This window comes from Streptosporangium sp. NPDC006007 (assembly GCF_040614315.1).
Taxonomy (GTDB): domain Bacteria; phylum Actinomycetota; class Actinomycetes; order Streptosporangiales; family Streptosporangiaceae; genus Streptosporangium.
Genome location: NZ_JBEXUG010000066.1, coordinates 1 through 18,822, shown reverse-complemented (window position 1 = coordinate 18,822; position 18,822 = coordinate 1). Strand labels below are relative to the sequence as shown.

The 18,822-nt window shown below is 71.2% G+C and carries 14 protein-coding genes and 1 tRNA gene; 5 read left to right on the top strand and 10 right to left on the bottom strand.

Annotation, left to right across the window (positions count from 1 at the left end; all coding sequences use genetic code 11):
* Positions 1-211 precede the first annotated feature (211 nt).
* The 3 genes from ABZ194_RS29010 to ABZ194_RS29000 form a co-directional block, all read right to left on the bottom strand.
* A complete protein-coding gene (locus tag ABZ194_RS29010) occupies positions 212-415 on the bottom strand; it encodes a helix-turn-helix domain-containing protein (protein ID WP_355600203.1) in 204 nt (67 codons plus the stop codon).
* Between the two features lie 231 nt (positions 416-646).
* A tRNA-Arg gene (locus ABZ194_RS29005) sits at positions 647-721 on the bottom strand.
* 93 nt (positions 722-814) lie between these two features.
* Positions 815-1,888 (bottom strand): C40 family peptidase, encoded by a 1,074-nt coding sequence (locus ABZ194_RS29000; RefSeq protein ID WP_355600202.1) that lies wholly within the window; start codon positions 1,886-1,888, stop codon positions 815-817.
* 394 nt (positions 1,889-2,282) lie between these two features.
* Here ABZ194_RS29000 and ABZ194_RS28995 point away from each other — a divergent pair, with 394 nt between their 5' ends.
* Positions 2,283-2,672: a response regulator gene (locus tag ABZ194_RS28995; RefSeq protein ID WP_355600201.1), complete on the top strand. Its 390-nt coding sequence runs from the start codon at positions 2,283-2,285 to the stop codon at positions 2,670-2,672.
* Between the two features lie 235 nt (positions 2,673-2,907).
* Here the strand turns inward: ABZ194_RS28995 and ABZ194_RS28990 are convergent, their stop codons facing one another.
* Entirely contained in the window at positions 2,908-5,658 is a 2,751-nt protein-coding gene (locus ABZ194_RS28990; protein ID WP_355600200.1) for an AAA family ATPase, read from the bottom strand.
* Between the two features lie 116 nt (positions 5,659-5,774).
* Between ABZ194_RS28990 and ABZ194_RS28985 the strand changes: the two genes are divergently transcribed.
* Positions 5,775-6,386, top strand: a complete 612-nt coding sequence (locus ABZ194_RS28985) for a LysE family translocator (protein ID WP_355600199.1) — start codon at positions 5,775-5,777, stop codon at positions 6,384-6,386.
* A gap of 112 nt (positions 6,387-6,498) precedes the next feature.
* Here the strand turns inward: ABZ194_RS28985 and ABZ194_RS28980 are convergent, their stop codons facing one another.
* A complete protein-coding gene (locus ABZ194_RS28980) occupies positions 6,499-7,236 on the bottom strand; it encodes a TetR/AcrR family transcriptional regulator C-terminal domain-containing protein (RefSeq protein ID WP_355600198.1) in 738 nt (245 codons plus the stop codon).
* Positions 7,237-7,313: 77 nt separating this feature from the next.
* Here ABZ194_RS28980 and ABZ194_RS28975 point away from each other — a divergent pair, with 77 nt between their 5' ends.
* Complete coding sequence (locus ABZ194_RS28975; protein ID WP_355600197.1) at positions 7,314-8,717, top strand: DHA2 family efflux MFS transporter permease subunit; 1,404 nt, start codon at positions 7,314-7,316, stop codon at positions 8,715-8,717.
* A 94-nt stretch (positions 8,718-8,811) separates the two neighbouring features.
* On the opposite strand, the gene ABZ194_RS28970 is transcribed toward ABZ194_RS28975, so the two are convergent.
* On the bottom strand, positions 8,812-10,023 hold the full coding sequence (locus ABZ194_RS28970) for a hypothetical protein (protein WP_355600196.1): 1,212 nt from the start codon (positions 10,021-10,023) through the stop codon (positions 8,812-8,814).
* A gap of 30 nt (positions 10,024-10,053) precedes the next feature.
* The gene (locus ABZ194_RS28965) at positions 10,054-10,464 is read right to left on the bottom strand and encodes a Rid family hydrolase (RefSeq protein WP_355600195.1); all 411 of its coding nucleotides are present in this window, start codon (positions 10,462-10,464) and stop codon (positions 10,054-10,056) included.
* A gap of 309 nt (positions 10,465-10,773) precedes the next feature.
* Between ABZ194_RS28965 and ABZ194_RS28960 the strand changes: the two genes are divergently transcribed.
* Positions 10,774-12,075: a glycosyl hydrolase family 8 gene (locus ABZ194_RS28960; RefSeq protein WP_355600194.1), complete on the top strand. Its 1,302-nt coding sequence runs from the start codon at positions 10,774-10,776 to the stop codon at positions 12,073-12,075.
* Positions 12,076-12,175: 100 nt separating this feature from the next.
* On the opposite strand, the gene ABZ194_RS28955 is transcribed toward ABZ194_RS28960, so the two are convergent.
* On the bottom strand, positions 12,176-15,349 hold the full coding sequence (locus ABZ194_RS28955; protein ID WP_355600193.1) for a DUF4153 domain-containing protein: 3,174 nt from the start codon (positions 15,347-15,349) through the stop codon (positions 12,176-12,178).
* Positions 15,350-15,530: 181 nt separating this feature from the next.
* Complete coding sequence (locus ABZ194_RS28950) at positions 15,531-16,220, bottom strand: response regulator transcription factor (RefSeq protein ID WP_355600192.1); 690 nt, start codon at positions 16,218-16,220, stop codon at positions 15,531-15,533.
* Positions 16,221-16,405: 185 nt separating this feature from the next.
* Here ABZ194_RS28950 and ABZ194_RS28945 point away from each other — a divergent pair, with 185 nt between their 5' ends.
* Positions 16,406-18,118, top strand: coding sequence for a serine/threonine-protein kinase (locus tag ABZ194_RS28945; RefSeq protein WP_355600191.1), 1,713 nt, complete (start codon positions 16,406-16,408; stop codon positions 18,116-18,118).
* 120 nt (positions 18,119-18,238) lie between these two features.
* Here the strand turns inward: ABZ194_RS28945 and ABZ194_RS28940 are convergent.
* A partial coding sequence (locus tag ABZ194_RS28940) for an RNA-guided endonuclease TnpB family protein (RefSeq protein ID WP_355600190.1) occupies positions 18,239-18,822 on the bottom strand: 584 nt, incomplete at its 5' end.

Here is an 18,822-nt window from a genome sequence, read left to right as displayed (position 1 = left end):
CATCGCCGAACTTCGACGGTCGTGCCACCCGAAGGCTCCCCTCTATGGAACAAGATCCATTGTCGGGGGTGTCCTCACCTCGGGGGGAACCTCAACCTGGGGCACAGCTGGCCAGGTGCTCGGCGAGCTTGCGCACGCTCCAATGCGTGAACGAGCGGCCCGGCCGGGCCGGGCACGTTTTGGCCGTCTGGATGATGAAGCGTTGTCCTCATCACTGATCAAGCGGGGACAGCCCCCACCACCGAGGGTCCAGCACAGCCAGCCCTCGCTCGTTGAATGCGTGGATCACATCGCGCACAGTGTCTTCATGTGCCGCGACCAGCCGCGCGATCGCCGGGGCCGGAGCCCCCGACATCGACGTCATAATGATCAATGCCTGGCGCGTCTGGATCGAGTCGTGCTTACCCTGGCGCACGATCTACCGCACTAGCCAGCCGACTCCACCACATCGGAATCGGACGAGCCCACGCCCGGACCCACGTCATCCTCCTGGTCACCAACCTGCACGTCCACATCGTCAACGCCATCCCCGGAGAACTTCTCCGCGAACTGATCCTCGACCCCACCCGCGACTATCAGCCCTAGAACATGGGAAAACCCCCGAACCCATAGGTTCGAGGGTTTCCGACGTCATGAGACATCACAATGGTGCCCCCTGCAAGATTCGAACTTGCGCTCCCGGCTCCGGAGGCCGGTGCTCTATCCCCTGAGCTAAGGGGGCCAACGAGTGATTAGGTTACCAGCATCTGGAGGGGAACCGACACTCGAAGCGCGAAGTAGGTGATCTCGGGGGCACCGGCTGTCACCGGGGAGGTCAGGACTCCGGGCGGACGGCTCCTCGATAGTGGGCGCGGTAGTAGGCGGAGGTGGTGAACCTCGTCGCCCTGACCACGTCGCCGGTCTTGGGGGCGTGGACCATGATGCCGTTCTTGAGGTAGACACCCACGTGGGTGGGGTCTCCGGCGCCCCCGCCGAAGAAGACCAGGTCTCCGGGACGGAGCCGGGAGAACGGCACCCGGAGGCCCTGCCTGAACTGGCTGCCGGTGTAGTGGGGGAGCCTGGCCCCCGCCTTCGACCAGGCGTGCAGGGCGAGCCCCGAGCAGTCGAAGCCGCCGCCGGTCGGACCTGTGCCCGAACCACCGCCCCAGACGTACGGCCTGCCAACCTGGCGAAGCGCCGCGGCGGCCGCCAGCTGCCCGGGAAAGAGTCGGCGTGAGCGCCGCAGGGACGTGACCGACAGGCGGACAACCTTGTCGGTGGCCCCCGCGACGCCCTCGTTCTCCCTGTTCCCCCTGTTCTCCAAGGAAGAAGGTTCGGAAGAGGTGGCGGCACCGACCGGCCGCGCGTGATCCCCGTCGGAGGTGTCACCGCAGGGGCCGCCGCGGACGTGGCCGGGGTTGGGGATGCCGCTGAAGGCGCGGCCGAGGGGATGGCGGGGGGTGCCGCTTGCGGCGGCGGGGACGGTCTCCGGCCTGCGTCCGGAAGGCGCCCTGCCGGCCTCGTCGATCTCTCCGGCCTCGCCGTTTTCCCCTTTCTCCTCGACCTCGCCGGTTTTGCCGGTCTCATCGGACCCGCCGATCTTGCCCTCCTCGCCGCTCTCGCCGACCTCGCCGATCCCCCCGGCCTTGTCGGCCTTGTTGGCCTTGTCGTTTTCAGTGTTCTCAGGGCTTCCGCCGGCCTTGCCGACCTGGTTGGTCTCCCGGCCGGTGGTCGGCGCGATGTGGATGTTGTCTTCGAGCCGTCTCCGGACGCCGTCCGGTAACCCGGCTCCGGAGAGCAGCCTGATCCAGTGGGTGGCGACTGTCGGGCAGGGGTGGGTCGCAGACGCCTGATGGACCCCCGCGAGGGCCGCCGTGAGGACGGTGACGGTGATGAGTGTTGTGATCACGCATGGCCTCCCTGAGCTCGATGAACGATCGAGGCCCCAGGATCGGCGAGACGATGTGATCGGCAAGGAGCCGAATCCGGTTCTGGGGAAAACTTCGGACTGTCCACAGCCCCGGGAGAGTGGAGGAGGGAGCCCTGGAGCGGCGGAGGAGGAGGCACCGAAGTGAGGGGAGACCGGCTGGGCACCGGAGGGGAAAGTACCGGAGGAGTTGGAGACCGGCGCGGTGCCGGAGGGCGGAGAGGTGCCGGAGGGGGCTGCGGTGGGGAACGCGAAGGTTTGGGGAGGGGGACGGCGGAGCTCGCCACCGTTGAAAACCTGTCGTCCTTGGATAGCCACGCGCGACATCCGTCGAAAACCGCACGTGACCGGGCCCGGAGGAGTTAGCCTCACGCCCGTGGGCGAGCTTCTGGGCAAAGTGTTGGTAGTGGATGACGACGAGGTCATCCGACAGCTCATCGCGGTCAACCTGACCCTGGAGGGGTTTCAGGTGGAGACCGCATCGGATGGGCAGGACTGTCTGAACCGGGTGCTGGACGTGATGCCCGATGTGATCACCCTCGACGTGATGATGCCCAGGCTCGATGGCTGGATGACGGCCACCAAGCTGCGCGACAACGAGGAGACCAGGCACATCAAGGTTCTCCTGATCACCGCGCGGGCCCAGGAGGACGACAGAAGGCGGGGGATGGACATCGGGGTCGACGCCTACCTCACCAAGCCGTTCGACCCTGCCGAGCTCATCCAGGTCGTCCGAGACCTTGCCCTCGCCGCTCACAGCGGCTGACGCGGCGACCACGGACGTTTACCGGGTCGCGCACCGTTCACCGGCGCCGGTCGGGGCCGTGACACCCCTCACCGTACCGGCGCGGACAAGGATCGGGAGACCGGGAAGGGCGAACCGGGCCGGGAGGCCGGGGAAGAGTGAACCGGGCGGGGCGACCGGAAGGCCAAAGGAGAGCGAACGGGGCCGGGAGACCCGAGAAAGGTGGACCGGGAGGCGTTCGCCCGCATCCTCGCTGTCAGACCAGGCCCGCCCTGCGGGCCGCGGCCGCCGCCTGGGTGCGGGAGGAGACGCCGAGCTTGCCCAGGATGTTGGAGACGTGCACGCTGACCGTCTTCTGGGCGATGAACAGCCGCTCGCCGATCTCCCGGTTGGCCAGGCCCTCGGCGACCAGGGCGAGCACCTCCTGTTCCCTGCCGGTGAGCACCCCCTGCTGAGCCGAGGTGAACCGGGCGCGGCGGCCCAGTTCCGCCAGTGCCTCGCTCAGAGGACGGGCCCCCAGTGACGTGGCGGCCTTGACGGCGCGACGCCACTCCTTCAGCGCCGAGGACCGGTCTCCCGAGGCGAGTAGCGCCTCGGCCAGCCGCCACCGCGAGCGGGCGGCCTCGTAGACGAAGCCGGAGTCGAACACCTCGACGGCCCTGCGCCAGGCCCCGATGTCGACGCGGCCGTGCGCGCGGTGCCACTCGGCCTCCGCCCGGGCCATCCAGCCCTGTCCCTCAACGCCCATCCCGACCCTGGCAGCCTCCCGCGCCCGGGCCAGGAACTCGTCGGCCCCGTCCGCGCGGCCCAGGTCGGCCAGGGCCCAGAGCGCGACGGCGCCGATCCGGATGTTGCCCACCTCAGCGGGGTCCATGGCGTTGAGAACGGCGGTGGTGTGCTCCAGGGCGAGTTCGGCCTCCTGCCGCCAGAGGGCGTGCTCGGCGGCCAGGCCCCGGGACATGTAGGCGACCAGGGAGTCGGACCAGAACGGCCGCAGCCAGTTCAGCCGCTCCTCCACCTCGGGCGCCCCCATGGCGACCTCGACGAACAGCGCGAAGGAGGAGAGGATGGCCTCGGGAATCCTGCCGACGCGCGCGCCGAACCCGGCGGCCATGCTCCAGGCCTGTGTCCAGTCCCCCGCCATATAGTGGATCATGAACTGGAGGAACCGCAGGTCGGTGCCGTAGGTGCTCCAGGAGAGGCCGGTCTCCAGGGCCAGCCGTACGCCGTGTTCCGCTGTCGTGGCGGCTCCGGCCATCGCGCCGCGTTCGTATTGGATCCGGGCGTGATGGAAGATCGCACGCAGGTCGATGGCCAGGTCGCCGGAGTCCTGGAAGGCGATGGAGCCGAACAGCTTCTCCGCCAGGGGGATGTCGCCTTCGTACTCCGCGCAGGAGGCCAGCATGATCATCGCGCCCTTCTCCGCGTCACTCGCCCCGGTGGCCCTGGCGACCTCAAGCGCACGGTCGGCCAGCGGCCTGGCCTCGGCGTGCCTTGGGCTCCAGGAGACCGTGCGGGAGAGGGTGGCCAGCGCCCGGGCCAGGACCGGGCTCCCCTCCGGCGCCGCCGCCACTGCCGCCTCGGCGGCCACGATCGCCGCCTCGGCCGCGTCGGAGTCATACAGGTAGTACGCGAGTCGTTCGCCGATCTCAGCGGACGGGGGTAGATCGCGCAGCTGGGCGATGGCGCGGTGGTTGTCTCCCATGTCGGCCGCCGCCGCCGCGGTGCGCAGCGCGAGCCGCTCGCGGTCCATGCCGGCGAGGCTCTCGGCGTCGGAGACGCGGTCCCAGAGGCCGAGCGCCCGTTCGAAGTGGCGGTGCGCCTCGGCGGGAGCGCCGAGGCGCTCAGCCCTCCGCCCGGCCTCGACCGACGCGGACATGGCTTCGGCCAGGTCGTGGCCCGCCAGATAGTGGTAGGCGAGCTCGGCCGCGGCGCCCTCGCGGGCGGTGAGCAGGCGGGCGAACTCCGAGTGCATCCGGGTCCGCTCACCGGGGAGCAGGTCGGTGTAGACCGCCTCCTGGAGCAGGGCGTGCCGGAAGGCGTAGCCGTACTCCCCGTCGAGGCGGAGCAGCCCTCGCGAGACGATCTCACGCATGGCCTCGTCGAAGGCCAGGTCCTCCAGGCCGGAAGCCTCCTGGAGCAGGTCGTGGTCGACCCGGCGCCCCGCGACGGCCGCGCCCCGCAGCACCCGCTGAGCGGCGTCGGGGAGCAGCTCGGCGCGGGAGAGCAGAAGCCCGGCCAGGCCGTCGGTCATAGAGCAGCCCTCGGTCACGGCCTCCAGGAGCTCCTGGGCGTAGAACGGGTTGCCCTCGGCCCGGGCGACGACCTCGTCGATCGTCCGGGCGTCGGCGCCGCCGAGGGCGACCAGATAGTCGGTCATCTCACCGCGGTCGAGGGGGCTCAGCTCGATGGACGTCACCGACGGCAGGCGTTTGAGCTCGGCGAGGACCCGGCGGAGCGGGTGGCGCCGGTGGAGGTCGTCGGTGCGGTAGGTGCCGACCAGGCAGACGCGCTCGGTCTGCAGCATCCGGCTGAGGAAGGCCAGCAGGTCGCGGGTGGAGTGGTCGGCCCAGTGCAGGTCCTCCAGGACCAGCAGCACGGGCCGCGCGGCCAGGAAGCCGAGCATCGAGCCGAAGAGCTGCTGCTGGGTCAGGCCCGAGGTGCTCTCCGTGCCGGGGTCGGTGCCTCCGGGCAGCAGTCTGCCGAGGGCCGGCCGGGCGTCGATCTCCGCACGCAGCTCTCCCTGGGCGCCGCGCAGGGCGTCGGCCAGCGGGAGGTACGGCAGGGCGTCACCGAGCTCGACGCACTGTCCCACCAGTACGGCGAAGCCGTCGTCCTTAGCCCGTTTGGCCAGCTCCGCGACCAACCGGCTCTTGCCGATGCCCGCGTCGCCTCCCACCAGGGCGACCCCGGCCAGCCCTCTGGTGGCCGCCCCGAGCACGGCGGTCAGCCGGTCGAGCTCGGCCGACCGTCCGATCAGAGCACCCTGTGCCATCTGCCGCCCCACGTCGGCGAGTATGTCACGGCGCACCGACGGCGAATCGAGAATGGTTCACCGAAGCCACCCGTCAATGGCCCTCACCACCGGGATCACCTGGCCCTAGGGTCGAAACCGTGATCTCCATGTCCACGTTTCTGATCTTCATGGTGGCATCTCTGGCCCTGGTCCTGGTCCCGGGACCGAACCACCTCTACATCGCCGCGCGGGGTATCGCGCAGGGCCGGGCGGCCGGGATCGCGAGCGCGTTGGGGGTGGAGGTGGGCACCCTGGTGCACATCGCCGCGGCGGCGGCCGGTCTCTCCTACGTGGTCGCCCGCTCGGCCGCGCTCTTCAACCTGATCAAGTGGGCCGGCGTGGTCTATCTGGTCTATCTGGGCATCCGGGCGCTGACTCGCCGGCAGGAGCTCACCGCCCGGGAGACCCCGCCGCAGCCGCTGCGGGCGATCTTCCTGGAGGGCGTGGTCGTGAACGTGCTCAACCCCAAGGTGGTCCTGTTCTTCCTGGCCTTCCTGCCGCAGTTCGTGCACCCCGAGGCGGGTTCGGTGCCGTTGCAGATCGTCGTCCTGGGCGGCACGCTGCTCGTCCTCGGCCTGATCTCCGACATGATCTACGCCGCGGGCGCGGGCGCGCTCGGCAGCCGGCTGCGCGCCCACTCGAACGTGCTGGGCTATTTCAGCGGGGCGGTCTATCTGGGGCTCGGCCTGGTGACCGCGCTCTCCGGCCGTTCGGCCTGAAAACCACCACTCAGCCTGAAACACGCCACTCGGCCTGAAACACAACGCTCAACGCCTGAAACACACCACTCGGCCTGAAACGCGCCGCTCAGCCTGATGGCCCAGGAGAGCGTCAGTCCAGGAGAAGATCCCGGGCGATGCCGTCCAGCATCCAGCGCAGACCGCGTTCGAAGTCGTCGCCGGCGGTGTCGTCGGCACCGTTCTCGCCGTCCGCGCCGGGCGTGCCATCGGTGAGCAGCGGCGCGAGGTGCGGAAACTCCCCGCTGTCGATGAGCTCACGCAGGTAGGGCCGCATGAGGGCGTCCCGCTCCGCCTCCGTCCAGGCATACCTGCGGGGCGTCTCCCGCTGCATCACCTCGCGGATCACGAACCCCAGCGCGTAGTCGTCGACCGCCGCGATGATCCGTAGCTTCCACTCCGGCGCGATCCGCAGGGGCGACAGCGCGGCCAGCGACTGCTCGCCGTGCCGTAGCCCGTTGGGACCGACGTTCACACGCCGGGAGACGAGGTCCACCAGCCAGGGATGACGTCGGATGGCCTCCCGCGTGCACCGGGCGACGGCCGAGATCGCCTCACGCCAGTCGCCGGGCAGTTCCCCCTCTACCAGGGTCTTCGCGCGAGCCTCGTCCGACATGAGGTCGAGCAGGTCCTCCTTCCGCTCGATGTGGGTGTAGAGGCTCATCGCCCGCGCGCCGAGTTCGGTGGCCACCCGGCGTATCGACACGGCGTCCACCCCCTCCGCGTCGGCGACCTTGATCGCGGCCGCCACGATCGCCTCACGGGTCAGCGTCGTACGGCGTCTGGCCGCCTCCCTGGCCCAGACCGGCCCCTGCGTCCGCTCAGATCCCACCCGTCGAGTGTACGGCGTAGCGGACGATTGATACGCTGTACGGAAAATCAATACGCTGTACGAAACGGCGGCGCGAGATGACCACGGCACAGGATCAGATGGACACCCGGTTCGATCCCGCCCTCCGCGGGATCGCCCTCGCGGTGGTACTCGGAACGATCATGACCATGCTCGACGCGACCATCGTCAACGTCGCGATCAACACCCTCGGCCACGACCTGCACGTCTCACTGGGCACCGTCCAGTGGGTGATCACCGGCTACACCCTGGCCCTGTCCATGACGATCCCGATCACCGGCTGGGCGATCGGGCGGTTCGGCGCCAGAGCGACCTGGCTCATCTCACTGGTGCTGTTCGGAGCGGGGTCGATCCTGTGCGGGGTCGCCTGGTCGGCGGAGTCCCTGATCACCTTTCGCGTGTCGCAGGGGATCGGCGGCGGCCTGCTCATGCCGGTCGCGCAGACCCTGCTGGCCCGCGCGGCCGGCCCCGGGCGGCTGGGACGGGTGATGGCCGTGATCTCGATCCCTTCGATGCTCGCCCCCGCGCTCGGCCCACTGGCCGGCGGCCTGCTGGTCGACCACCTCACCTGGCGGTGGATGTTCTACGTCAACGTCCCGGTCTGCGCGGTGGCGCTACTGCTCGCCCTGCGGCTGCTCCCCCGCGACGAGGAGCGTCTCCCGGACAGCCGCCTGGACACTCTCGGCCTGGCGCTGCTCTCCCCCGGCCTCGCCGCGCTGGTCTACGGGCTCTCCCAGATCGGCGAGGCGTCGGACGGCACGTCCGCGCTCGTGGGGCTGGTGCTCGGTGCCGTGCTCGTCACGGCGTTCGTCGCGCGCTCACTGCGCGGGGCCGAGCGCACCCTGCTCGACGTGCGGCTCTTCGGCGACCGGGGTTTCGCCGCCTCCGTCACGGCCCTGTTCCTCTACTCGGCGGGGGTCTTCGGCGTGCTGCTGCTGGTCCCGCTGTACTCCCAGGCCGTGTCAGAGGCGGGCGTGCTGAGGGCGGGGCTCCTGGTCGCCCCGGTGGGGGTGGGCGCGATCGTCACCATGCCCGTGGCCGGACGTCTCACCGACCGGCTCGGACCCCGCATTCCCGGCGTCACGGGAATCCTGGTCGTCCTCGCCGGAATACTCGCCTGCGTCCGGATCGACGCCTCCACCGGTACGGTGCCGCTGGCCGCCGCGCTGTTCGTCATCGGCCTGGGGCACGGCCTCGTCACACCGTCGATCATGGCAGCGGCCTACCGCACCCTGCCGAGGGCGGCCGTCCCCGGAGCCGCGACCGCCTCACAGATCGTGATCAGGGTGGGAACCGCCCTCGGTGCCGCCGTGATCGCCGTCATCCTGCAGTCGCTCATCCGCTCGGACGGCGCGGGTGTTCCCGCCTTCGCCGGGAGCTTCGGCTGGGCTCTCGGGATCACCGCGATCGCCCTCGTCCCCGCCCTGCTGATCCCCCGCACCCCGGCGCCGTCGGCGCGATGACCGCGCCTCGCACACCGTTTCCGGCTATCCGGCCCCCGAGCCACCCGACCCACGAGCCGCTCACCTCCGCCACCCGGTCACCCCCAGGAGCCGGTCAGCCCGAGAGCGCGCCGGGGATGCGGTCCAGGATCGGGTACGGCACGAGCCCGTACGCGTAGAAGTCGACCGCGTCGGCCCCCGCGGCCCGCACGGCCCGGACCTTGGCGGCGAGCCGGTCGGCCGAGTCGGTGTCGGGCGGGCCGGGGCGGAGCACGACCCGCAACCCCCTGCCCTTGCCGGTCGAGCGGCGATAGGCGCCCACGTCGTCGGCGACCCGGGCGACGTCTCGGGCGTAGGCGAGCACGCCGAGCGAGGGCACCAGGTCTCCCAGGGCGACCAGATCCACACCGAGCTGCCAGGAGTCGTGCGCGGCGAGCCCGGGGGCGGGCAGGCCGTCGGCGTGGCCCTTCACCAGGCCGGTCGCGTCGAGGAAGACGAGGCTGGAGCCCTCGGCGGCGACGGCTGCGGAGACCTTGGAGACCAGCGAGGTCACCGCCTCCGAGCGGGCTCGGGCGTAGGCGACCACCTCGGGTCCGGCGTAGGCCGTCAGCGCCGCCCGGGTCACCTCGCCCCGCGCGGGCGGATCACCGTCGAGAACGCTCCCCACGATCCTGGCGCACTCCTCACGCGCGACCTCGGCGTTGACGCCCAGGTCGATCGCCCGGCGCATGCAGAAGTCGCAGAAGCAGAGACCGAACAGGAACACGTCCATCGGCCCGAGCGGGACGGAGCCGCGCTCGGGGTGGCGGCCGTGGGCGAAGGTGCCGAAGTGCAGCGCCTCTGCGACCACGCTGTCCACCCCCTGCCTGGCCACGGCCCGGCCCAGCGCGACCGCGTAGCGGCGGACGTCCGGGTGGGAGGGGCACAGGTCGGCGGGTGAGCCCCGGTCTCCGAAGCAGTCGCACACGGTGACGTCGGGGTTGGCCAGGCCGAGCGCGGTGTTGTGCAGGAAGACCGTCCATCCGTGCAGTTTGAGATCGCGCTCGGCGGTGGCCGACCGGAGCGCGGCCAGCGGCTCCTCCTCGGCCCCGTCCTGGACGGGCGGGACCAGGCGTAGCCCGTCGAACAGGTCCGGGGGCGGGGAGAAGTACGCTCCGTCCCCGCGGATCGTCACCCGGGGCCGGCCGTGCGGGGTGATGTCACGGGCGCGGCGGCACGCGGCGGCGACGGTCACGCCCGCCACGCCGTATCCGGCGATCCGGTCGAGAACCGCCGACAGGCCCTCTCCCCGCACGTCCTCGACATAGACGTATAGCGAGCTGTCCAAACCCCGTCCTCCCACGCAGTCGGTCAGACTCTAACGTGCCTTGCAGGCCACGAAGTCGATCTCGACGAGGATGTCGGTCAGGTCGGAGCCGACGGTCGTGCGGACCGGGCACGGCTGGGTGAAGTAGGACTTGTACACCTTGTTGCAGGCGGTGAAGTCACGCTTGAGACACCGCAGACGGACGGTCGACCTCACGACGTCGTCGAAGCCGAGACCGTGCGCCGCGAGGATCGCGCCGAGGGTGCGCATCACCTGGTGGGTCTGCTCGGCCACGTCCGCGCCGACGACCTCACCGGTCTTGGGGTCCAGCGGGCCCAGACCCGGGGTGTGGACGAAATCGCCGACCACAAGGCCCCGCGAGTACGCCCCCGTCGGGGCCGCGCCCTCGTCCGTCCGCGATTCCAGCCTGCCGCCCATGTGACCGCCCCCACTCAGTGCCATCGGTGATCGGACATTGGAAACACGTGGCCATCAGATCGACACCGTAGTCGTCATCCGCCCCCGGCATGAGCCTTCACCTGCGGAAGGCGGCGCACGGGGTGGGAGGCGCCGGACGTCACCGGGGTCACCGGGGTCACCGGGGAGGAACATGGGGGAGGTTCAGCGGGAATCGAGGGTCAGCGGGAATTTGGCGCACTCCACGGGCGTCTCGTACGCTCTGCCGTCGCCTCCGCCCCTTCCCTCGGCTCCCCGGTGGCCCGCGTCGTGAGATTCCCGCCAGTCCGGAGAGCTCTCAGAGAGGATCTCACCGTGCACACCCGCGTTCTCGCATCCCTCGCCGCCACGGCCCTGCTGGCGGCCGGATGCTCGGCCGTACCGGCCACCGAGTCCCCCTCGGCTCACGCGCCCACGGCCACGGACGGCACGACCCCAGCGCCGGCCCCGGACAGGGCCGAGCCCACACGCGGCACGACGGCCCCCGGCGGAGCGGCCGTCCCCTTCGGCGCCCACACGACCCGCTACGTGGCCGGAGCGCTGCGGCCCAGCGGGGACCAGGCCACGCTCGACCGGACGGTGATCGACGCCTACGGCCGCTGGAAGGCCGCGTTCGTCAGGAACGGATGCGGCTCCTTCCAGGTGATCTCCCCCGACGCCGACCATCCGTACGTGGCCGAGGCCCAGGGCTACGGCATGGTCATCACCGCGACCATGGCCGGAGCCGACCCCGACGCCAAGAAAATCTTCGACGGTCTTGTCGACTACGTCCTGGCCCACCCCTCCAGCGGCAACCCGGACCTGCTCGCCGCGGAGCAGAACGCCTCCTGCAAGAGCGTCAACGGCGGCGACTCCGCCACCGACGGCGACCTCGACGTCGCCTACGGCCTGCTGCTGGCCGACCGCCAGTGGGGCAGTACGGGGGCCCACGACTACCGGCGGCTCGCCGTCAAGCGCATCGAGGCCGTCAAGGCGTCCGAGATCAACGCGGAGACCCACCTGCTGACGCTCGGCGACTGGGCCACCCCCGACGACCCGCTTCACCGGCTCAGCCGCTCATCAGACTGGATGATCGACCGCTTCCGTGCGTTCGAGAGGGCCACCGGCGACCCCGGCTGGGCGGCCGTCAGGGCCGCGCACCAGGATCTGATCGCCTCCCTCCAGGCGCGGCACGGCACCGGCCTGCTGCCGGACTTCGTCAGGGACGGCCGTCCCGTGAAGGGCAGGGCGCTGGAGGACAGGCACGACGGCGCCTACTACTGGAACGCGCTGCGCGACCCGTGGCGGATCGGCGACGACGCGCTGACCAGCGGCGACGCCAGGTCACTCGCCGCCGCACGGAAACTCACCACCTGGATCAAGGGCAGGACCGGCGGCGATCCGGACAGGATCGCGGCGGGCTACGAGCTGGACGGCACGCCGATCGGCAAGGATCCCGAGCCCGCCTTCACCGCGCCGTTCGCGGTCGCCGCGATGACCGAACCGTCCAGCCAGGCCTGGCTGGACGCCCTGTGGAAGACCATGGCGGCCACGACCTTCGACGCGAACGACTACTTCGCCGCGAGCGTCCAGCTCCAGGTCATGATCACCGTCTCGGGCAACCGCTGGGCGCCCTGACCCCACCGGGTCGCCCCCGCCCGGCCTCGTGAGACCTGACCCTGCGGGAACGGTACGGCTCCCGCCGACGGCGGCGGAGGCCGTACCCTCCGGATCATGGTCAGTTCTGGCTGGGGATGTCCAGCCGGGAGAGGGAGTCCGGGGGGCAGGAGACCTCGGTGCGGTACGGCCGCCGCTCAAGCACCTCCCTGGCCTGCTGCCTGGCGAGGTTCCAGCCGTTCCACGGATCGGGGGTGAGCAGGCGGTTGACCACGACGAGGTTCCGCAGCACGCAGCTGCGCGTCGGCTCGGGCAGCCGGTCCAGCGCCGGTACGGCCTCCGCCCCGAGGTCCCTCAGATACTCCTGGTCGAGCCGGTCCGCTCCCCGGATGGTGACCTGGGTCTCGGCGACCCGCAGGTCCGGGTTCCACACCGCGAAGGCCAGCAGCGCCACCCCGGTCGTCATGACCAGTGCCCTGGGAAGCCATCCGGCGCGGCCATGCCGGGTGAGCCGTACCGCGCCCGCGGCCAGGACCAGCGCGAAGACCGCGCCCAGCCACCAGATCACCGCCTCCACCGTGGCACGCAGGCGGGAGAACCCGTAAGCGTCGACGTAGAGGTCCAGCCGGTGCAGGGCGGAGGCCAGAACGATCATGGTCAGCGCGCAGAGCAGGCCGAGCGACCCGGCCATCAGCCACCGCTCCCGCCCCCGCAGCTCGATCACCCACGAGGCGACGGCCACGATAGCCAGCACGAACACGCTGACCACGACAAGCTGGAAGAATCCGGAACGGGCATACTCGGCGTAGGTCAGCCCGGCCGCGGACACCACCCACCGGGTGCTGCCGAACAGCACCGTCACCTGCATCGCCACGAACACCGCGAACAGCAGGTTGAGCGCGATCAGTGGGATCACCCAGAGTCCTCGGCTCACCGTGAGCCGCAGGGCCGGGGTGGGCACCTGGGCCACGGGCCGCAGGGCCACCAGCACGGCGGATGCGGCCACCACCGCGAAGCCCGCGAACAGCAGGATCCGCAGCGGCATCGACTGCGCCCAGTCCTGTGCCAGGAAGACCTGCTCGACGAGCTTGGCGAACACGGGGTCCGCCGAGGCGAACAGCGACCCGAAGAGCAGCACCAGCACGAGCGCCAGGCAGCCCCCGAGCAGCACCGGCACCACCTTCCTGCGTAGCGACATGTCTCTGACCGGCGCCGCCAGGAACCACGGCACCGGCAGCACTCCTGCAAGCACCGACGCCCCGCCCCTGGCCATCCCGAGCCAGCCACGCCCGGCCCCCGACAAGGCGAGCGCGGCCAGCAGGAACCCGGCGAGCAGGAGCGGTCCGACGAGCCAGCCGGCGTCCCTGAACATCGCCATGGCGACCAGTGCGTAGGCGAGCACCGCCAGCCCCGCCGACCACGGGGTGATCCGCCTGCGCGCGGCCGGCAGGACCGCCGCCCCCAGGGCTACGGCGACGAGCACGAACCCCAGCCCCACATCGCTGTAGGGCAGCGCCAGCGCCGCGAGCAGCCCGACGGCGGCACACGCCGGCAGCATCCAGCGAGGAGTGGGCGGCAGGTTCGGCCGGGGGAACACCGGCGGCGCCACGTACCCCCCGGCGGAGCCGCCCCTCGCCCCCTCGCTCTGGACCGTCTCCCGTCGCGGCGGTCCGCTTCCCCAGCCGGACGCCCCCTGCGCCGGACGCGCCCCCTCCGGGCCGGGTGGAGCGGCCTGGTTCGCGGAGGGGAAGGGGCTGGTGCCGACGACCGTGCCGATGAACCCTCCGGCGACCATGACACCGGCACCGACCAGCGCCCCCAGGACGGGGTCCAGGATCCCAAAGATCATTCCGAGCGCCAGGCCGCCGAACAGCCCCAGGAAGCCGCCGAGGGCGAGTCCGGCGAACGCCCCCGCCCAGTTACGCCCCGGAGCCCGCCGGGAAGGCGCGGCGTCCAGCACGGGCTCGTGGATCGAAGGCGGAGGGGCTTCCGGCGGGGGCGGCGCGGGGGCGAGCGAATGCGGGGAGACCGAGAGAACCGGGGGAACCGGGGGGATCTCGGAAGAGGCGGAGGGGATTTCGCCGGCATCGGATGCCGGGGATGCGGGGTCGGGGGTAGAGGCGGAGGCAGGAGCGGAAGCAGCGACGGGGGTGGGAGCGGGGACCGGGATGGGGGCGGGGATGGGGTCAGGAACTGGGATGGGGATGGGAGTAGGGGTGGAGTCGGAGACCGGGATGGGAGCAGAGGTGGGGGCGGAGACCGGGGCGGGGATGGGAGTGGGAGTGGGGTCGGATGGAGTACCCATGGCGCTCCTCTCTGGAAGGTCCACCGCGATGCGGCAACCGACGCCGTTCTCAACGTGAATGGATCCGCCGTGGAGCTCAACGATCTCCTTGACGATGGCCAGGCCCAGCCCCGCGCCACCCTCGTCGGTGGCCCGGCCCGCGTCCAGCCGGGAGAAGCGTTCGAACGCCCGTGCCCGATCGTCGGGCGGAATCCCGGGCCCCGAATCGGTTACCCGCAGCCGTACCCCGGCCCCCTCGCAGGCCGCCGCCAGCACCACGACCCCGCCGTCGGGGCTGTGCCGTACCGCGTTGTCCAGCAGGTTGGCCAGCACCTGGGCCAGCAGGTCGGGGTCGGCGCGGGCGCTCAGCCCCTCGGGCACCTCGCAGCGGGCCGTGACCCCGTCCCTGGCGAGTACGGCCTCACGCAGCGCCTGCTCGCACAGCGGCCGGAGCTCGACCTCCTCAAGCTCGATCCGCCGGGCCCCGGAGTCCAGCCGGGACAGGTCCAGGAGCTGGGCGACCAACCGGCCGAGCCGCTCGGTCTGGGCCAGCGCGGTGCCCAGTGTGGCGGGGTCGGGTGTCGAGACGCCGTCCACCACGTTCTCCAGCACGGCCCGGAGCGCGGTGATCGGCGTGCGGAGCTCGTGGCTGACGTTGGCCACCAGTTCCCGCCGCTGCCGATCCACCTCGCCCAGGTCCGCCGCCATCGCGTTGAAGGCCCGGGCGAGCTCGCCGACCTCGTCGCGCGAGGTGGCGGAGACGCGCAGGCCGTACCGTCCCTTGGCGATGGTCTGCGCGGCGGCGGCCATCTCGCGCAGCGGCTTGGTCATTCCCCGCGCGAGCAGCTGCACCATGATCAGGGCCAGGACCGCGGCCACCGCGACACGGACGTTACGCGAGTAACCGGCGTTGATGCCGACCTCGTTGACCACGAACGCCGCCACCACGGCCAGCAGGATGACCATGCCGAGCTTGACCTTGATCCGGCCCAGGAAGTCGAGGGGTCTCAATGGTTGACTCATCCCAGTGTTCGAGTGATGGGAACGCGGATCGGTTCGCACCCGGCCCCCATCGGGTGCTCACACCGGCCGATGACGGGGCGGCCGGGGCCGGTCGCGGACGGGAGCACGGAGCGGTTCACGCCCCCACCCGGTGCTCACCGGCCGATGACAGGGGAACGACAGGGCCGATTCACCTGCGGACGAGGGCGTAGCCGACTCCGTGCACGGTCCTGACGACGCCGGGACCGAGCTTGCGGCGCAGCGCGCGCACGTGGCTGTCGACTGTACGGGTGGCGGCGGCCTCGGAGAACCCCCAGATGTCCGCGAGCAACCGTTCCCGTTCGAACACCTGCCCCGGCCGTTCGGCGAGGCGGCACAGGAGGTCGAACTCGGTCCGGGTGAGCTGCGCCTCGGCTCCCCGCACGTAGACGCGGCGCTCGGCGGTGTCGATCTCGACGTCTCCGGCGCGGATGACGGTGTCCGCCACGGCGAGCTGCGAGGCCCGTTCCACCCGCCGGAGCAGCGCGTGCACCCGGGCGACCAGCTCGCGCATGCTGAACGGCTTGGCCATGTAGTCGTCGGCTCCGACCCCGAGCCCCACGAGCAGGTCGGTCTCCTCTCCCAGCGCGGTGAGCATGAGCACCGGCACCGGCCGGGCCGCCTGCATCCGCCGGCACACCTCCAGCCCGTCGAGGCCGGGCAGCAGCCGGTCGAGCACCACCACGTCGGCGCCGGATCTGGCGTGGGCGGCGAGCGCCCCCTCGCCGTCCCCGACGACCTGGACGTCGAAACCCTCCGCCGCCAGCCGGTGCCGTACGGCCCGCGCGATCGTCTCGTCGTCCTCCACCACCAGGACACGTCGTTGCTGAGGGGGTGTCATGTCCCGCAGCGTAGACCGGACCTGTGCAGACAACCCCCGGTGAATTGTGAAGGTTTTGCGCATCCTCCGCCCCGAGGTGAAACCTCTCACCGAAGCCAGGGGCGACGGCCGCCATGTCATCTCACTTATTGGTCCATGTGCCGCTAAGTGACTATGTTTCTGTCCGCGATGGGACGGCGAACGGGGTGAACGGGATCGACACTCGACTGCTAGCGGACCGCTACCGACTGCTCAACCCCCTCGCCGAGGGCGGTACGGGCACGGTGTGGCTCGCCGCCGACGAGTTGCTCGGCCGCGACGTGGCGGTCAAGGAGGTACGGCTGCCGCCGGACCTCGCCCCCCTCGGGCGACAGGAGGTCCGCGCGGCCGCGCTCCGCGGGGCCAACCTGGCCGCCCGGCTCAAACACCCCTCCATCGTCACGGTCCACGACGTGATCGTCGAAGAGGGCCGGTCCTGGCTCGTCATGGAGCTGCTGTCAGGCGCCTCCCTGGAGCAGACCGTCCGTCAGCGAAGGCCGCTGCCGGTACGCCAGGTGGCTCGAATCGGCGCGGGGGTTCTCAGCGCGCTCACCGTGGCGCACGCCGCCGGGGTGGTGCACCGGGACGTCAAGCCGGGCAGTGTCTTTCTCACCCGGACCGGCCGGGCCGTCCTGACCGACTTCGGCGTCGCCGTCGTGGAGGACGACGGCGACGGCGGCGAGGGCGGGGGCGGGGGCGGGGGCGGCGGGGAGGGCGGCGGGGCGACGGCCGGGCGTACCGACCACCTGGTCGGCTCACCCAACTACATCGCCCCGGAGCGCCTGCGCGGCGAGCGCGGCGGCCCCGCCTCCGACCTGTGGTCCCTCGGCGCCACGCTCTACTTCGCCGTCGAGGGCCTGCCCCCGCACCCCGCCGAGACCGCCATCGCGGCGATCGGCCGCGTGCTCACCGAAACGGCCAGGCCACCGGAGCGGGCCGGGCGGCTCGGCCCGCTGCTGATGCTCATGCTCGCCCCCCGGCCCGAGAACCGGCCGCCCTTCGAGGAGGTCGCCCGGTCCCTCCAGGAGATCGCCCTCGGCCGCCCGGCCGCCCCGCCCCCGTCAACATCCCCACCAACGTCCCGGCCAACGCCCACGCCCACGCCCACGCCCACGCCCGGAAAGGATCTCGCCCTCCTCGCACAGCCGGCCGACTCCACATCCGCCCCCGCTCCGGCCCCGCCGGGGACACGCCGGGGACGCACAGCGCTGTGGGCCGCGGCCGAGGTGGCAGTGGTGGTGGCCGTCATCGCGGCCACCATGGGCGTGGTCCACCTCGTCTCGGACCGTACGGCCCCGGCCCCGGCCTCGGTCGAACCGGCCGTGCCCGGCGGGCTCAGCGAGAAGCCCGGAGCGTTCGCCACCCCGGTGGACCTGTGCGACCTAGTCCCCGTGACCGACGTCAGGCGGCTCCTGCCCGGGCTGAGAACGGCGGGGCGGCCGACCAACAGCGGCGGCTGCCAGTGGACGACCTCCGGAATCGGTTTGGAGGTGTATCCCTCGGGCTCGGACAAGCAGTGGGGCAAGAGTCCGCGCCAGGCTCACGAACTGTTCGTCAACCAGCGCAACGGCACGCTGCCCAACGGGCAGACCGCCTGGAGCTGGTCGGATATCCAGGCGTCGTTCCGGTCCGCCAGGTCCACCGGTCCGCTCCGGGTCGGACCGGTCGGGGACGAGGCGTTCGGCTACGACCTCTACGAGAACCGGAAGACCGGCAGGCTGGAGAAGAGTCATGTGGCTCTCCGGGTCGACAACCTGGTTCTCGAAGTCGCCTACACCGTGGTGGACGGCAGCAAGGACGGTCCCGCGATCCGAGCGGGTGCTCACACCGCCGCGACCTGGGTCGCGGACGCGCTGAACAGACAGAAGGCGAGTGGTTGACATCCTCCCCCTCGTGAACGAGGGGGATTCCCACGGTCGCCCGTGAGGTTTCCTGCTTCACCGCCGGTTGCCCGCCCGAGAGGACTCTCGTTGAGGTCTTACACCAGCTCCACAGGCGTTTCAGCTCTCCGCCAGCCCGGCGGCGAGCACGTTCCTGGCCGCGTTGACGTCCCGGTCATGGACCACGCCACACACGCACTCCCATTCCCTGACGTTCAACGGCATCTTGTCTCGCAGCGCTCCGCAGGCCGAGCACAGCTTGGAGGAGGGGAACCAGCGGTCCACAACCACCAGTTCCCGCCCGTACCAGGCTGCCTTGTACTCCAGCATCGACCGCAACTCCCGCCAGGACGCGTCGGAGACGGCGCGGGCCAGGCTGTGATTCTTGACCATGTTGCGAACGGTCAGATCCTCCACGGCGATCACTTGATTCTCGCGAACAAGCCGTGTCGTGACCTTGTGCAGATGATCCCGGCGGCGGTCGGCGATCCGAGCGTGCACCCGAGCCACCTTCCGGCGGGCCTTGGCCCGGTTCACCGAACCCTTGGCCTTGCGGGCGAGGGAGCGCTGGGCTCTGGCGAGCTTGTGCCGGTCGGCGCGCTCGTGCTTCGGGTTGACGATCTTCTCGCCGGTGGACAGGGCCACCAGGGACGTGATCCCGGCATCGACACCGACCATGTTCTCGACCGGGTCGAGGGGGCGGA

What these genes read in the sequence shown, in the direction of transcription:
- ABZ194_RS28985 (WP_355600199.1), top strand. Translation starts at nt 5,775, where the DNA reads ATGTCCACGTTTCTGATCTTCATGGTGGCATCTCTGGCCCTGGTCCTG.
- ABZ194_RS28975 (WP_355600197.1), top strand. Translation starts at nt 7,314, where the DNA reads ATGACCACGGCACAGGATCAGATGGACACCCGGTTCGATCCCGCCCTC.
- ABZ194_RS28965 (WP_355600195.1), bottom strand. Translation starts at nt 10,464, where the DNA reads ATGGCACTGAGTGGGGGCGGTCACATGGGCGGCAGGCTGGAATCGCGG.
- ABZ194_RS28950 (WP_355600192.1), bottom strand. Translation starts at nt 16,220, where the DNA reads ATGACACCCCCTCAGCAACGACGTGTCCTGGTGGTGGAGGACGACGAG.